Annotated in this window: 12 protein-coding genes; 6 read left to right on the top strand and 6 right to left on the bottom strand. The window is 41.5% G+C overall.

Annotated features, from left to right (window positions below; genetic code table 11):
- Window positions 1–71: 71 nt before the first annotated feature.
- Complete coding sequence (locus IEV61_RS13110; protein ID WP_188417376.1) at window positions 72–1,796, bottom strand: ABC transporter ATP-binding protein; 1,725 nt, start codon at window positions 1,794–1,796, stop codon at window positions 72–74.
- Window positions 1,797–1,918: 122 nt separating this feature from the next.
- Window positions 1,919–2,620, bottom strand: a complete 702-nt coding sequence (locus tag IEV61_RS13105) for a 3'-5' exonuclease (protein WP_188417374.1) — start codon at window positions 2,618–2,620, stop codon at window positions 1,919–1,921.
- Between the two features lie 182 nt (window positions 2,621–2,802).
- On the opposite strand from IEV61_RS13105, the gene IEV61_RS13100 reads away from it, so the two are divergent.
- Window positions 2,803–3,528 carry a glycosyltransferase family 2 protein gene (locus tag IEV61_RS13100; RefSeq protein ID WP_188417372.1) on the top strand — a complete coding sequence of 242 codons (726 nt, stop codon included), beginning with the start codon at window positions 2,803–2,805 and terminating at the stop codon, window positions 3,526–3,528.
- A 94-nt stretch (window positions 3,529–3,622) separates the two neighbouring features.
- On the opposite strand, the gene IEV61_RS13095 is transcribed toward IEV61_RS13100, so the two are convergent.
- Window positions 3,623–4,036, bottom strand: a complete 414-nt coding sequence (locus IEV61_RS13095; RefSeq protein ID WP_188417370.1) for an organic hydroperoxide resistance protein — start codon at window positions 4,034–4,036, stop codon at window positions 3,623–3,625.
- Between the two features lie 51 nt (window positions 4,037–4,087).
- Here IEV61_RS13095 and IEV61_RS13090 point away from each other — a divergent pair, with 51 nt between their 5' ends.
- The 3 genes from IEV61_RS13090 (at window position 4,088) to IEV61_RS13080 (ending at window position 8,642) form a co-directional block, all read left to right on the top strand.
- The gene (locus tag IEV61_RS13090; RefSeq protein WP_373867842.1) at window positions 4,088–5,386 is read left to right on the top strand and encodes a putative DNA modification/repair radical SAM protein; all 1,299 of its coding nucleotides are present in this window, start codon (window positions 4,088–4,090) and stop codon (window positions 5,384–5,386) included.
- A gap of 2 nt (window positions 5,387–5,388) precedes the next feature.
- On the top strand, window positions 5,389–6,144 hold the full coding sequence (locus IEV61_RS13085; RefSeq protein ID WP_188417368.1) for a TIGR03915 family putative DNA repair protein: 756 nt from the start codon (window positions 5,389–5,391) through the stop codon (window positions 6,142–6,144).
- Window positions 6,145–7,289: 1,145 nt separating this feature from the next.
- Window positions 7,290–8,642: a PhoH family protein gene (locus IEV61_RS13080; protein ID WP_188417366.1), complete on the top strand. Its 1,353-nt coding sequence runs from the start codon at window positions 7,290–7,292 to the stop codon at window positions 8,640–8,642.
- Between the two features lie 67 nt (window positions 8,643–8,709).
- Here IEV61_RS13080 and IEV61_RS13075 read toward each other — a convergent pair whose 3' ends face one another.
- Window positions 8,710–10,908, bottom strand: a complete 2,199-nt coding sequence (locus IEV61_RS13075) for an FUSC family protein (RefSeq protein ID WP_188417364.1) — start codon at window positions 10,906–10,908, stop codon at window positions 8,710–8,712.
- 186 nt (window positions 10,909–11,094) lie between these two features.
- On the opposite strand from IEV61_RS13075, the gene IEV61_RS13070 reads away from it, so the two are divergent.
- A complete protein-coding gene (locus IEV61_RS13070; protein ID WP_188417362.1) occupies window positions 11,095–13,692 on the top strand; it encodes a phosphoenolpyruvate carboxylase in 2,598 nt (865 codons plus the stop codon).
- A gap of 100 nt (window positions 13,693–13,792) precedes the next feature.
- Window positions 13,793–14,335 carry a DUF4142 domain-containing protein gene (locus tag IEV61_RS13065; RefSeq protein WP_188417360.1) on the top strand — a complete coding sequence of 181 codons (543 nt, stop codon included), beginning with the start codon at window positions 13,793–13,795 and terminating at the stop codon, window positions 14,333–14,335.
- A gap of 162 nt (window positions 14,336–14,497) precedes the next feature.
- Here IEV61_RS13065 and IEV61_RS13060 read toward each other — a convergent pair whose 3' ends face one another.
- Together IEV61_RS13060 and IEV61_RS13055 are read right to left on the bottom strand one after the other, a co-directional pair.
- On the bottom strand, window positions 14,498–15,751 hold the full coding sequence (locus IEV61_RS13060) for a tetratricopeptide repeat protein (protein WP_188417358.1): 1,254 nt from the start codon (window positions 15,749–15,751) through the stop codon (window positions 14,498–14,500).
- 8 nt (window positions 15,752–15,759) lie between these two features.
- Window positions 15,760–16,884: a tetratricopeptide repeat protein gene (locus tag IEV61_RS13055; protein ID WP_188417357.1), complete on the bottom strand. Its 1,125-nt coding sequence runs from the start codon at window positions 16,882–16,884 to the stop codon at window positions 15,760–15,762.

Raw genomic sequence — 16,884 nt, 5'->3', positions numbered from 1 at the left:
AATTAAACGGGTTGGTACAAGAGCGTTCCACAACATAACAACACAGTGCTTATAATGTTGAATTGCTAATACTAAATTGCAATTTGAGGAATTGATGCAATAAGCTTTTGAGTGTAAGCAGCTTTAGGGTTATGATAGAGTTCGTCGGCATCGGCAATCTCCTCAATTTTGCCTTGATTAATAACCATGATACGGTCGGATATGTGTTTAATTACCGATAGATCATGCGAAATAAAAATGTAAGTCAATCCTAATTCTTGCTGCAAATGCTTTAATAAGTTAAGTATTTGTGCCTGTACCGAAACATCAAGCGCCGAAACTGACTCATCGCAAATGATGAATTCTGGCTCCAGGGCTAAAGCACGTGCAATAACCACCCGCTGGCGTTGCCCACCCGAAAACTCGTGCGGATAGCGGTTAAAGTGCTCGGGAAGCAAATTTACTCTTTGGAGCAATTCCATAACTTTTTGCTTTCGCTGGGCATTGTTTTGATGTAGGTTATGCACCTGCATAGGCTCCATCAATAGTTCGCCAATGGTTTGGCGAGGATTTAAAGAGGAGTAAGGGTCCTGAAAAATGATCTGTATTTTACGGCGCATGCGCCGTAAGTCATTGGTATTCAATTGAAGCAGGTTAGTACCTTTATAAGCGATACTGCCTGCTGTAGGTTCTATTAGCCTTAAAATGCTGCGGCCTAAAGTGGTTTTACCACTGCCCGATTCGCCTACCAAGCCAAGTGTTTCACCGGGATACACTTCAAAACTTACATCATCAACTGCTTTAATATACTGTTTATTCGAAGTAAACCAGCCGGATTTTATTGGAAACCAAGTGCATAAATTATTTACTTCAAGTAGTGCTTTATTTCTGTACAACAGTTGTTTATGATTTTCTAATTCGGGTAGTGGGTAGGCAAAATTCTTGTTAACCTCGGCTAGTGTTAAGCCGGTGCTGACTAAGTGGCCGTCTGGCTCTATTTTCAAAAAATCTGCAATTATGGGTAATGCTTTTAACCGTTGATGAGCAGCAGGCCGGCAAGCAAGTAATCCTTTAGTGTAGGGGTGCTGCGGGTTATTAAATATATCTTTTACAGTGGCTTGCTCTACAATACTGCCTTTATACATCACCAAAACTTCATCGGCTACCTGGCTAACTACGCCTAAATCATGCGATATAAACAGCAGACTCATATTACGCTCTGCTTTTAGCTTAAGTAATAGATCTATAATAGTCTTTTGTACAGTTACATCCAGGGCCGTGGTAGGTTCGTCGGCAATCAGGAGTTCGGGGTTGCAGGATAACGCCATGGCAATCATTACCCGCTGGCGTTGGCCGCCCGATAGTTGGTGCGGGTAACTATCTAATAGGCTCTCAGGACGAGGGAGTTGTACTTCTTTGAACAGATTAATGGCCTCGGCGCGTGCAGCGTCCTTGCTTAAATTACAATGCAATTGGATGGCCTCCGTTATCTGCCTTCCGCAGGTCAGCACCGGGTTTAGCGAGGTCATGGGCTCCTGAAAGATCATGGCTATGCGGTTGCCGCGCAGGGCCTGCATGTCTTTTTCGGCGGTTTGGGTAATATTAATATTGTCGAATATAATATCGCCGGTAATTTTTGTTTGCTTAACATCCAGTAAACGCATGATGCTCAATGCAGTAACCGATTTCCCGGAGCCCGATTCGCCTACGATACCCAGCGTTTTGCCTTGAGGAATAGCAAAAGAAATACCTTTAACGGCATCGAACCAGCCATCAGCAGTGCGAAATTGTATGCGCAGATCAGTTACTTTTAGCACGTTCAGATTTTATATTAAAGTACAAAATTCTTCACCAAATCTTCGTAAATCTTCATAAAAGTACAAAAAATTAGAAAGTGGTTTTAGGGTGGAGATTAAGCCTTGGTTAACTACTAAAATTGTTATTCCACAATAGTGATCAGTTCATCGGCTATCAGCGGTTCGCCTTTAAAGCGTTTGAGAAGTTGGGCTGTGGTCACTACATCTTTTTGGCAATAGATGCATATGCGGTCCAATTGATTATCTACCCAATACACGCTACCCACCATGCTGCCGTCTATATCATCCTTAGGTGTTGGGATGTTGAATACGGCCGCCAGTAAGGATAGGGATGTGAAGTTTTTGTAGTCGCCAAACTTCCACAGGTCCATGGTATCCAGGTGACATATCTCCCAGGGCTTTTTGCCCGTTATGCAAAGCTGCTCGGGTAACTTGATGCTATTGACCAGCATTCGACGGCAGATGTAAGGGATATCAAACTCCTTAGCATTATGACCGCATAAGATCAGGTTATTTGGCCGGCCTTTTAACATTTCGCTAAAGGCCGATAATATTTCAGCCTCGTTGTGTGAGGCGAAGGATTTTACCCTGAACCCGCCGCCCTTGGTGAACATACCCGCCGAAATGCAGATGATCTTACCAAATTCGGCCTGGATGCCCGCATTACGGTAAAACTCTTCGGCGGTTTCTTCTTTACGCTGGTACTGCGTTTTTTTATCCCAAAGTTTTTGAAAATGTTCGGGTAAAAGATCGTAACTGCTGTACTGAGGCACAGTTTCAATATCAATCACCATCACATTATTCCAGTCCAAATTTTCGAGCATTTTGCGGGGCTATCAGTTAAAACAAATACTAAAATAGCGCATTTTTATTAATGTTACGGGCAATCGTGTTACTTTTGCGGTGTAAGTGGCGATGAGCAAGGATAATATGTTACACTATTAAAGTAGTTTAATACGTTTAAAAGCAGTAAAACTTTTTTAGCCGATTACTTACAACAGAGCCTATGATCATCAACAAGCTATCCATCATCATCCCGGCATATAACGAGGGCCGCACTATTCACCTCATCCTGGATAAGATTAAAGCGGTACAACTGCTTAACGATATTCAAAAGGAAGTTATTATTGTGAACGATTGTTCGGCCGATGATACCGAGCAGGCTATTCGCCTTTACCAGCAAACCAACCCCGACTTCAATATCCAGTATTTTAAGCACGAGGTAAACAAAGGTAAAGGTGCGGCGCTGCATACCGGCATAGCCAAAGCTACGGGCGATTACCTGATTATTCAGGATGCCGACCTGGAGTATGACCCTACTGAATATAACGACCTTTTAAAGCCGGTGGTTAATGGCTTTGCCGATGTGGTTTATGGTTCACGCTTTATGGGCAGTAACCCGCACCGTATCTTGTTCTTTTGGCATACCATTGGTAACCGGTGGTTAACGTTCGCCTCCAACATGTTTTCCAATTTGAATTTAACTGATATGGAAACCTGTTATAAGCTGTTCAATACCAAAATGATACAGGCCATTAGCTTAACCGAAAGGCGATTTGGTTTCGAGCCCGAAATTACCATTAAAATAGCCCGCATACCACACATTCGAATTTATGAGGTAGGTATATCTTACTACGGCCGTACCTACCATGAAGGTAAAAAAATAGGATGGAAAGATGGCGTAAGGGCTATATTTTGTATTTTGAAATACGGGTTGTTTAAGGCTAAATAAGCGTAAGAGACAAGAACTGAGAACCAAGAAACAAGATATTGCCGGAACTCGTATGTTAACTTGGCTCTTGTTTCTTAGTTCTTGTCTCTAATATTTACACCGCTAACACCTTCACGTCAATATTTCCTCTTACCGCTTTGGAGTAAGGGCAAGCGCGGTGTGCTTTATCGGCCAGCTTTTGTGTTTCATCAAGGCTTAAGCCCGGAATGTGCACATGCAACTCGGCCGATAGGGCATAGGCGTTTTCATCTTTATTAAAGCTTACGTGCACTTCGGCAGTGGCTTCGCTTACGTCGGCACCATCATGTTTGGCTATAGTGCCAAGCGCACCAAGATAGCAAGCGCCGTATGCACCTGCAAATAACTGTTCGGGGTTGGTGTAGCTGCCGCCTTGTCCGCCCATTTCAACCGGCTTTTTCAAATCCAGGTCAATTACACCATCCGATGATTTAATATGACCGTCGCGGCCTCCTTTTGCAGTTACCACTGCGGTATATACTTTTTCCATTGCGTTTTAATTTTAGGGTTAACCCCTCAGGTTGTGTAAAGTTTTACTGGCATGTTATTTGAAATACTAAAAATATTAGTAAATTTGATTGCCATGGATGAAGTAAGGATAACGGAAAAGCTGAACATATTAGCCGATGCTGCCAAGTATGATGTGTCTTGTTCATCGAGCGGGAGCAAGCGAAAGAATGAAAATGGTGGTTTAGGTAACGCGAGTAACGGCATTTGCCATACCTATACTGAGGATGGCCGCTGTGTGTCTTTACTTAAAATATTATTAACCAATCATTGTATTTTTGATTGTGCTTATTGTGTATCGCGCAAGAGCAATGATATTAAGCGTGCCGCTTTTACTGTACAGGAAGTGGTTGATCTGACCATTAATTTTTATCGCCGCAATTATATTGAGGGACTGTTTTTAAGTTCGGGCATATTTAAGGATGCCGATTTTACCATGGAGCGCCTGGTGCGCGTAGCCAAAAAGTTGCGTACAGAGCATAACTTTAACGGCTATATTCATTTAAAAACCATTCCGGGCGCCAGCGATGACCTCATGCGCGAGGCAGGCATGTATGCCGATAGGCTTAGCGTTAACCTGGAAATGCCTACTGAGGAGGGGCTGAAACTATTAGCCCCCGAAAAAAACCGGCAGGATATGATAGCGCCTATGAGTTTCCTCAAAAATGAGATTATACAGCGTACCGAAGAAAAAGCTTTATTTAAAAAAGCACCCCTATTTGCACCAGCTGGTCAAAGCACGCAGGTAATTATTGGTGCAACACCCGAAACCGATTTGCAGGTATTACATACTGCTAATCATTTTTACAAAAATTTCAACCTAAAGCGGGTTTATTACTCAGGCTATGTACCTGTTTTGAGCGATGTGCGCCTGCCGGCATTAAATACCAGTGTACCTATGGTGCGCGAAAACCGCCTCTATCAGGCCGATTGGCTCATGCGTTTTTACGGCTTTAAGGTGAACGAAATTGTAGATAACCATAACCCGCTGCTCGATTTGGATATTGACCCTAAGTTAAGCTGGGGACTACGCAACCTGCATGTTTTTCCTATTGATATTAATACGGCCGATCTGCAGTTGATCTTACGTGTGCCTGGTATTGGGTTACTCTCGGCGCAAAAAATTGTAAGCGGCCGCAAATTTGGCAAGCTCAACTGGGACCAGCTAAAAAAGATAGGCGTATCACTTAACCGCGCTAAATATTTTATTACCTGTAATAGCCCCAGGTTTGAACGGCGCGATTTGACGGGTACGGCCATTAAGCAATACATCTTGTCACAATCGCAAAGCAAGTATTTAAAAAATTCGGTAACACAACTTAACCTATTTTAAGCATGACCACCTTAATTTACGACGGAACCTTTGAGGGCTTACTCACAGCCGTATTTGAAATTTATACCCACAAGTTACAGCATGTAAAAATTCAGAAAGGGGAGTGGCTAAGTACGGCCTTGTTTGAAGATGTAATTAAGGTAATTACCGATCAAACGCGTGCCGGTCGTGTATTGCAGGGGCTGCAAAAAAAGCTTTCAGCAGGAGCGTTACAGCGTTTATATGCCGTACACATGGCCGGTATGGATGAACAGGATGCTGTAATAGTTGGCTATATACGTTACGTTATTGATACCAACCAAAATGTAGAAGAAGATTACGGTAACAAATACGTGCTGCGCGTGGCAGAGATGGTGCGCATGCTCCGTCGTGAAAAACACAGGATGGAAGCATTTATCCGCTTTCAAAAACTACAGGATGAAACTTTTTACTCGGCCATTGAGCCTGATTTTAACATTTTGCCGCTGCTATCAAAACACTTTAAAGACCGGTATACCGATCAAAAATGGATTATTTATGATATGAAACGCAATTATGGCCTGTTTTATAACCTGCACGCTGTCGAATTCATCGCACTCGATTTCTCCACCTCCCGGCCCGATAACGTAATATCAACCTATACCGAAGATGAAGGCTTGTATCAAAACCTGTGGAAGAACTATTTCCAGAGCGTAAACATCCCTGCCCGAAAAAACACCAAATTACACATGCGGCACATTCCTAAAAGATATTGGCGTTTTTTAACGGAGAAAATATGATACAAGAAAGCCGAATAAAAATGCTGTCATCTCGAACGATAGTGAGAGATCCTGTTCAAAATGCATATCGGCAGGTCGACTAAAGAACAATAAGAGTGCTGAATCTTTCTTCACATGCAGCCTGACAAATTAAATTCTTTTAAAAGAAAGTTATTTGCTTATAGATGATTTACGCTTTTAAGCAATAATTAAAAACCGAAATAAGGTAAGTAACTGTTAACAAGTAGGTTGTTAATTATTCTGATAAATTAATGGTTAATAGCTATCCATTAAGCATATTGAATATATTTGGCTGTTAATAAAATTATATAGCTGGTTAACAACTTGTTAATAATTAATTTCATTTTTTACTTGACACACATTGTATAGGATGCTATCTTAGTATTGTTAAGAACGACGTACATTGACAGCCTTGGGATACGGAAAATGAATCGGGCGAATTTTCGGAGGAGCTAAAGATCATGGGAAGTCTCTAACATCAATACAAAAACTTTAAGACATGCGAGTGTTGTATAGGGTTTGTTTGAAAAGTTAAAAGAGGTATTACCAAAATTACCACCGTACTTTACGGAGAACAGTGTAAATTAAACGGTAATGGACTTTGCAGGAGTAAGCGCTAAGGACAGAACGCAAGTTATGTGTATAAGCGGTAACAGAGAGCAGTTCGGTAAATGCACATTAAATCGTACTTAATGCTTTTGAAGCTGGCTACGGCCGGAGTTAGGAGTTAAGAAAACGGAAGAAGAAACTTAAACGTGGGCGCTTCCGTTTTTGTTGTTTAAAGCGGTTTTTGCAATGCTAAAAGCAATGCTCAGTCGCAACGCAAATATATAGCTGTCGGTCTGAGTTTGTTGCAGACATATGCGCTTACTAAGTCTATTACAAATTCAAACTGCTAAGGGAGAAACGCTGAGGCTTTTGCAGCTCTTTAGCAACGCTCAAGCGCAACGCAAATACAAAGCTGTCAGTCTGAGCTCGTCGAAGATCTTTACGCCTGCCAGGTTTTTCATAGCCAAATCTGATAAATAATCTGGCTGATAAATGCATGCAGTATTTTCCATGCCAACCCATACGCTCTAACTAAACCAAACAACAACTCATCATTTTTAATTGCTTATACCGTAAAATAACTATTTTTACCCTACATGAGTAAAGAGGTTAAGAGCAGGGCAAGTAAGCAAACCCAGAAAATCTTCGTGCTGGATACATCGGTTATATTGTATGACCATAATGCATTTGAAAACTTTCAGGAGCATGATGTTACCATTCCTATCCAGGTGTTGGAAGAACTGGATAACATGAAGACCGGTAATGACACGCGCAATTTCGAAGCCCGGGGCTTTATCCGCCTTATGGATAATTACTCGCAAAACCATGTGCTAACCGAATGGTTACCGCTAAACGGCAAGCAAAAAGGAAGTTTTAAAGTAATTATAGACAAAGTATCGCATACCAATGCCGAAGCTATATTTGGCAATAACAAGATAGATCATCGCATCCTTAACGCTGCACTTAATTTGCAGGAAGAAAACCCGGCTAAGAAGGTGGTGCTGGTATCTAAAGATATTTGCCTGCGGCTGAAAGCTAAAGCCCTTAACCTGCATGCCGAAGATTACGAAACCGGCAAGGTGAAAAACCTGGAAGAACTGTATACAGGCAGAGCAGTACTCAACAAAATACCCGAAAAAACATTATCGCAGCTTAATAAGCAGCAAACGTTATCTATCGATCAGTTTAACATTACGCCACCGGGTGGCAACATGTTTTATACATTGGAAAGTAAGAAAGTTGCCATCCCTGCTTTTTACAATCAGCAACGTGGTGAAATGCAAAAGTTAGGGGAACAATCGGCCTTTAACATACAACCCAGAAGCACCGAGCAGGCTTTTGCGCTGCATGCGTTGTTAAATCCCGACATTAAGCTGGTAACTATTCAGGGCAATGCCGGTACCGGTAAAACCCTGCTGGCCTTGGCCAGTGCATTAGAACAGCGTAAGCATTACCGGCAAATTTATGTTACCCGGCCCACCATACCTTTGGCTAATAAAGATATTGGCTTTTTACCAGGCGATGCCAAATCGAAAATAGACCCTTATATGGCACCCATTTGGGATAACCTGAAATTTTTGAAAGATCAGTTTGCAGGCGACGAAAAGATGCAGCATAAAATAGACGAACTGGTTTCTACCGATAAGATCTCCATTACACCATTGGCCTTTATACGTGGCCGCACGCTAACCAAAATATTTTTCATGGTAGATGAGGCGCAAAACCTTACACCGCACGAAATAAAAACCATCATATCGAGGGCAGGAGAGCATAGTAAGGTGGTTTTTACCGGCGATATTTACCAAATAGATACCCCTTACCTGGATGCGGAAAGTAATGGCCTTTCTTATCTTATTGATAAAGCCCGCAACCACCCTTTATATGCGCATGTTACCCTGCAAAAAGGCGAGCGGAGCGAATTGGCTAATTTGGCTAACGAATTATTATAGAGTACGGTTTAGACATTAAAAGCCGTCATTACTTCGTACCTCGCAATGAAGTAATATTTATTAAGATTTAAGAAGCATTCTCCAAAAAGCTATCGCTGATTTTCGCCACGTCGGTACTTATCTTGTGAATAAAGCCCAGTTGTTCTTTGATCAGGTTATCATCGGCGGTGGCAGGAGTGGCTTCAGGTTGCTCAGTGGGTAGTTTTTCAGCACTGAATTCTATGGCTTTGCCGCCCAGCTTTTTAGCGGCATCATTCAAAATAACAATACTTCGTTTAATTAACTTCAGATTTTCGCCGCTTGAGCGTTGTATACCTTTACCTGATATGGCCGATGCCATGGTAGCCACATAAGATGACAGGATGTGGTTAAGCACCACAAACTTATGTACATCTTTACTTTTACGTTGCTTTGTTTTGGGTTCAGAAGTCATGCGCTCAAACGCGGCCGAAAGGTTGGCCGATTTAATGTACACATCTTTACGCGCCAGCTTATATTCGGTAACACTTACTGGTATGCCGGTAATGCTTTCAGCTATCTTAACCAGGTAATTTACGTTCGACGTTAATACTTCGTGCAAGCTCTGCTTCACTTGATCTGACTCCCAGGTAGGGAAAATAAAATAGTTAGCTGCCAGTGCAATAACAGACCCGATGATGGTATCAACAATGCGTTCCTCAGCAATATTAATGTGCCCCACACCCAAAAAGCGAAAAAGGATAAGCACGTAAGGCGTCATCAGTATAATACTGATCACATAATTTACCCTGACAAAGCTATAAGCACCAATCATGAGCACCGCCAGAAAAATGAACTGCACATTATCGTTATGTACAAAAGTAAGGATAGCCACACCTACAGCGCCCCCTACAATGGTACCTATTAAACGCTGGTAGTTGCGTTGCTTGGAAAGGCTAAAGGCAGGTTTGATAATTACAATAATGGTCAGTATCACCCAATAGCTATGCTGTCCGAAAGCGATTTTGTGACCCGTAATGGCATTTATTAAATGCAGCAGCGCACTGCTTTTGGTAATGATAAAGCCCGTAAGACAAACCAAAGACACCCGTAGCGCGAAACGGAATGTGGTAGATTTAAGCGTTAAGTTATCTAAAAGCAACCTTGGCGAAAAATCCTGGTGGGCTACAAATTTATCGTATTCCACTTCCGGCGTTTTTTCGATCCGCTGCTTTTTAGAAGATCTTATTTTGTGGTAGCGGTGTATGCTGATGATCTTGTGGTTAAGATCGCGCAGGTTAATGAGTACTTTCTTTAGAACCAAAACGCTTCCTGTATGCTCATCAGCACTAATGGCATCCATTTTTGCTTTCAGCTCTTCTAATTCTGCATTAAAGTTATCTATAGAACGGTACGAGGTATTGGATAGCACCGCATAACCAATATTATCCAACTCATTAGCCATGCGATGCAATAGATGGCCTATATCTTCCAAAATGGTGGTCTTGGCAAATTGTTCGCGCATGTGACTGTAGTCATAATGCGTGGCCATAATTTGCTCAAACAAGTCTACCAGGTCAACAAAGGTAAGCACCAGCATGCGGCTGTAATTGGTAGACTCTTTAACCACCAAACGGCTTTTAAACAACAGCTCTCGCACGGCATCCTGGTGTTGGCTTACCTGTATCTGTTTAGATACCAGCTTGCGGTAATTGTCCTCAATACTGGTTTCGGGTAAATAAAAATCGGCTTTAATGCGCAGAAAATCCACAATATCGCTGATATTTTCACCCAAAGCCTGCTGTGCGGCACGATAGGGGCGTATGCCAAAAAAAACCAGGCTCATGAGCATATACCATATGCCGCCAGAAAGTACAGTTAAGGCATTTTGAAAAATATCCGGACGAGGTATGGCTTTATCCATCACAAAAATCATGGCCAGCAAGCCGGCGGTACCAATGGCAGCAGCACGGTTGCCATAGATAACCAGGAACGAGAAAAGGAAAGAAAGTAAGGTAACCTCAGCACCCAGCGTCCACAAGTTAAGGCGGGCGTAACCGGTTACTACAATAACCATAAACATGAGCGCATTGCCAATAAGCATGGCGTTACGCTTATGAATAACAGGGCCAGGGTTGTCAATTACGCTCATACATGCTGCACCAAGCGAGAGGGTGATGCCTGTTTGCAGCATTCCAAACTGTGCAAATAGCACTGCCGGAAGCAATAACCCGGTGCTAATGCGCAGTCCATCAGAAAAGTACTGGCTAAAAAAAAAGCTTTTTATTTCGCGGGTTTGAACAGACATTGGCTTGTTAACAGATGGGCGCTATGATGCAAAAATATATAATTGCCGCAGCATGTTACACAATTATTAAATAGTCTACCAAATAACTATATTTTATCACCTTAGTTTGAATAATTGTACATAAGATGCGTATTTTAACCCCGTTAAGCAATAACAGTGTTTAACGCAAAATTTACCGAGTTAACTATGCCCGCACCACAACACTCCAGTAACCGCGAAACTACGTTTACCCAAGAAGTAGTTACCCGTTTTGAATTGTATAATAGCTTATTTTTAACGCTGCCGTTTTACCAGGTAAAAGATACTGGTATACTGCTTCCTTTCTTCGCATCGCATTGTGAAAAGGGGGTAGCCCAGCTTAAATCACCTTCAGATATTATTACATCATTTTTTGATGAGCATGTGCCGGGCGTGGATGAACGCGAACAAGTTAACCGCCTGTTTCGCTTCATACAATATATTGAAAGGCAGGTAGTATTGTTTGATGCCATTGAAGATTCATCGTTCAATAAGTTGAGCCGTACCGATGATAGCGGTACACTTCAAGGTTTGTTACAGCAAATTTCGGCCGATGACGAAATGCGCGATAAGATTAGGGAGAAGCTGAAAAACTTCTCGTTACGCTTGGTATTAACGGCGCACCCTACGCAATTTTATCCTGGCACAGTGTTAACCATTATGACCGATTTGATTGAAGCGTTAAAAACTAACGACATCAATACGGTTAACCTTTTACTACAACAATTAGGTAAAACTCCCTTCTTCAATAAAACATCGCCCACGCCGGTTGATGAAGCTATTAGCCTGATCTGGTTCCTGGAACATGTGTTTTATTATGCGCTGGCCGGCATTCAAACCCGCTTAAACGAGGAGTTCGATTTGCAGGAACTCACCAGCCAGATATTTGAGTTAGGCTTTTGGCCCGGTGGTGATCGCGATGGGAACCCCAACGTGCGTACCGATTCTACCCGTACAGTTGCCGCCACCTTGCGTCAAATAATTTTCAGGTGCTATTACCGCGATTATCGCATTTTGAAGCGCCGGATAACTTTCAGAGGGGTGGAAGAGCCAATGGCGAAACTGGGCGACTTGTTATATCTCAACGCCTTTAACCCACAGCCCGAAGCCGGTAATTTACAGCAGGAAATGATTGATTTGCTGGATGGTATTAAAGACACATTGGTTAAAGATCACGATGGCATCTTTTTAGATATTATAGATGATCTATCGCTCAAAGTAAAATTATACGGCTGCTACTTTGCCGGGTTAGATATACGTCAGGATAGCCGGGTGCTCCGTAGCGTATTTCAGTATGGTCTGGAACAAACTGAACTGAATAATGGATTGCCCAAAAAAGGGTTTGATGAATTGAGCGAAGACGAAAAAATAAAACTCATCAGCTTTAATGAGGTAGATTATCCTTGTATAGAGGGAGAAAAAAAGGGTATGGACCCGATGATTAACGATACGCTGTGTACCATTCGTTTAATGCATCAAATACAGCAACAAAATGGAGAAAAGGCAAGTCACCGTTTCATTATCAGCAATTGCCAGCAGGCATCGGATATATTAATCCTAATGAACTTGTTTTTATGGAGCGGCTGGAAAAAGGAAAACCTCACCATAGATTTTATGCCGCTATTTGAAACTGTAAACGATCTTAAACACGCAGCCGAAGTAATGGAGCGCTTGTATACGCATCCATTTTACCAAGAACATCTGAAGAAGCGTGGTAACCGCCAAATGATTATGCTGGGTTTCTCTGATAGTACTAAAGATGGTGGCTATTTGATGGCTAACTGGTCTATCTATCAGGCTAAAGTGGAACTAACGGCAATCACTAAAAAGTATGACATAGAACTTGCGTTTTTTGATGGGAGAGGGGGACCACCGGCACGTGGCGGCGGTAAAACCCACCGTTTTTACGCGGCTATGGGTAAAGAAATTGCGAATGACGATATTCAATTAACTATACAAGGACAAACAGTTAGTTCACAATATGGATCTATAGATACGGCAAAATACAATATTGAACAGCTGGTTAATGCCGGCGTAACATCTGCACTTCATCCAAATCACCGCGATTTTCTGGACGAAGAACACAAAAAGCTGATCACTACCATGGCCGATGAAAGCTATGAGAAGTTTATTGCTTTACGCAAACATCCGCTATTTACAGAATACCTGGAGAATTTGAGTCCGCTAAAATTATTGTCAAACATCAACATCAGCAGCAGGCCAACCAAACGCAATGCCGGTGCACCGCTTAAATTAGAAGATTTGCGGGCTATTAGTTTTGTAACCTCATGGAGCCAACTGAAACAAAACGTACCCGGATTCTACGGAGTTGGTTCGGCCTTACAAAAAGCCAAAGATACCGGCAAATGGCAGAACGCTGTAGACCTTTATAAATCTTCAGGTTTCTTCAAAACTATGATCGATAACTGTATGATGTCGATGTCTAAGTCTGATTTCAGGATCACGGCCCATTTGGAGCATGACGAGCATTATGGTGATTTTTGGAAGCAGTTAAAAGCAGAATACGATCTGACCAAAAATATTTTGCTGGAATTGACCGGCAACCAGGAACTGATGCAGGAATACCCGATAGAGAAACGTTCCATCGCTATGCGTGAGCGTATTATTTTACCTTTGGTAGTGGTACAGCACTATGCATTGCAAAAGTTGAAGAGCGTTGAAGATGAAGAGTTAAAAAGCGCGTACAGCAAGTTGGTAATACGTACTGTTTATGGTATTGTGAACGCAGGGCGTAACTTAGCTTAAGCAAGGAGTATTGTTTTTAGATTAATAGCAGGCTTTGTAAACCAGTTTAACATTTAATTGTTATTAAAATAATTATCTGCAAACTTCATCTGTTTACAAAATGAAAAACATACTTTATTTAAGTGCAATTGCTTTGCTTGCTGTATCAACTATGGCCTGTAATGACAATAAAAGGGCGAAGAATTTTAACGAAAAGACTTTGGTAGACGACCAAGGCATGGGTTTTATCAAAGGTGCTCACGAGGCTGGTATGACCGAAATTAAGGCGGCAACTGTAGCACAATCAAAATCGCAAAACCCGCGTGTTATCAACTTTGCTAAAATGATGATTGCAGATCATAGCAGCATGGATAAAGATATTGCTAAACTTGCTGAAGATAAATATGTGACTTTAAAAGCGGCTACCGATACGCTGAGCCCTGATCATCAAATGATGATAGACAATATGGCTAAGCTATCGGGACCGGCATTTGATAAAGCCTACATGCAAATGATGGTTAAAGATCATAGCAAAGTAGTTGATATGTTTAAAGATGCCACGAATAATACGAATAAAGCGCTAAATGATTTGGCCGAAAAAAGTATTCCTAAATTAATGACGCATCTTGATTCGGCCAAAGCCATCAATGCTTCTTTGAAATAAAACAATAATTCCCAATAACGAAAGCCTTGCAATTAGCAGGGCTTTTTTGTTGGTCATTCAATTTACAATGCCGAAAATTTTGTTTTTTTATTCTCATAATTAACATTATGTTAAATAGAAGTTTTAAAATTAAGGGGTTCCAATTATGAACCCCTCTTTTATTTATTGAGCAGCGTCGAGTCTTTTCTTGATCTCAGCGCTTTTCACATTATCTTTTTTGATGATGTAGTAATTTCTTAAGTTGCCTAAAGCACTTTGATCTTTAGGTTGCAATTCTACAGCTTTTTCTAAGTAAGGCTTTGCTCTGTCGGCAGCAGCGTTTACTTTAGCCATTAAAGCATTGTATTCTTTCTGCTTGCTCATTGGCATTTTGTTAGCTGTATTGAAATCTTCAACTGCAGATGTCATTAAGATGTAACCCATGTTCAGGTTAGCTTCAAAATAAGCAGGATCAATTTCTACTGCTTTTTTGTAAGCGTCAGCAGCTTTTTCAGTGTTATCGGTTACAGCTTTTTGTGCAGCAGCTTTTGCAGCCGGATCTTTAGCAGTTTTAGCAATTTTTGCCTGTGCATCAGCTATTTTACCGTAAGCAATACCTGAATAAAAATATAAGGTTTTGTTTTTAGGATCGTTAGCGATAGCAGCCTGAATTTTATCTACAAACTCAGCTTGTTTACCTTGCTGCAAAGCAATTTCAACTTCACGACCGCGTAACGATGCATTGGCAGGGAATTTACTAACGCCCTCTCCTACAGCTGCAAGCGCTGCTGCAGTGTCTTTTTGCATCAGGTACATGTTAGAAAGGTCAGAATAAATATCTGCTCTTCTGCTGTAGTTAGTAGTTACCAGCTTTTTATAATTGCTAATAGCAACCGGGTAATTTTTTGAGTTAGCAGCAGCTAAACCGCTGTAATAAATGGCCGTAGTATCTTCAGGGTAAACACTGCGGTAAAAATCAAATGCTTTGTAAGCATCTTCATATTTTTTAGCCTGAAACTCCTTTACGCCTTTATTCAACTGGTAGTAACCCAGGTATTGATTAGAGGCATCGATCAGCCTTTTGTACTCACCTTTAGCATCAGCCTCTTTAGCTTTTTTTAACGCTTCGCTGGCAGTTGTAAATAACGGTGTTGATGTGGTTGCTACAGTATCATTATAAGCTAAGGTGCTGTAAATAGCCGCTTTTAACGCATAGGTTTGTGGTAAAGCAGCAGTTTTTTCGTTTGCCGATGCTTTGTCTATCGAGGCTTTTGCAGTATTGATACTGGTTGAAGCCATAGTGGCCATTGACTTGTTTTGACGCAGTGTTTCATACTTGTCATACTCCTGCTGGGCCGTGGATAATTCGCCTTTCTGCGCATAGGCCGATAATGAGAACAGGCCAATCGTACCTGCGATAAGAAACTTAATTTTCATAGATATTTCTAATTAGTTAATTGTTGCAATTTATAATTTATATAGTTCAGTTGGTCTTCGTTGCCATTTTTTGCATAAATAAGCTGCAGCAACTTTAATGTATTAACGTTTTTTGGTGCCATTTCATATGCCTTTTGCAACCATTGGGCAGCAACCAGCCTGTTTTTTTCGGCATCAGCGGCATTTTTATTGTTTGCGCTGCGCTTTAAATACAATAAACCAAGGTTATAAACCGGGTCATAACCCGATGAATTGAGCTCTATGGAACGCAGGTACAATGACTCTGCCCTGTCTGCCTGGTCTAAATGATCATAGCAATTACCGGCAATAAAATACACCTCTGCATCATTAGGATAGCTATCCAGCAGTCCTTTTAGCATAGGTTCCAGCGAACGGTAATCTTTTTTATTATTATAAATGTTGGCTTCCTCCAGCATCAGGCTTTTGTCGGCCGGTAAAAACCTACGGCCTTTTTGCAGTATATCAAGCGCCTTTGATGTATCGCCCATGGTTTTGTAAATATTGCTGGCTGCAATAACGTACTCCGTTTTTACACTATCTGCAGTAATGAGCGTATTATAAAATTTAACAGCTTCGGGTAAGCGTCCCGCACGGGTATTAGCGTAAGCAATATAAGCGTTGATCTGAGAAAAATTTGGTGCATAAGCTTGTGCACTTTCAAATGATTCTACCGCCTTATTAAAATCTAAGTGCCGTGTTTGGTCAAATCCCCTACGTATAAATACATTGGCCAGGCAGCGCTTGGAAAAGTTGAGCTCAGTTTGATATTTATAGATCTTTTTGCTGGCGGCAAGCCTGTTAACCAATGCAACCGTTTGATCAAAGAAGTTGTCGGGCTGGTTAAGCTTGTTGGCAGAATCTATGTAGGCTATGCTGGAGTAAACGATAGCCTTATAAATGTTCTTACCTAAACTGGAAGAGTCTGACCGGGTTTTGATCAAACTATCTACCGATTTTTTGGCATTGGCCAGGTACTTAAGCTCGGAGTGTTGTTTATAATAAGCCAGGTTGTTTACCACAACCTTTAATGCTTCTGATTGGCAAAAGCCGGTTAAAGGTGCGGTAAACAATCCAAATAAAACCAGTGTTATGATTTTACGGCTTAACTTCAT

The sequence above is a fragment of the Mucilaginibacter galii genome (assembly GCF_014635825.1).
Taxonomy (GTDB): domain Bacteria; phylum Bacteroidota; class Bacteroidia; order Sphingobacteriales; family Sphingobacteriaceae; genus Mucilaginibacter; species Mucilaginibacter galii.
The sequence above is the reverse complement of the archived record's forward strand: the minus strand, read 5'-3'. Positions and strand labels throughout refer to the sequence as shown.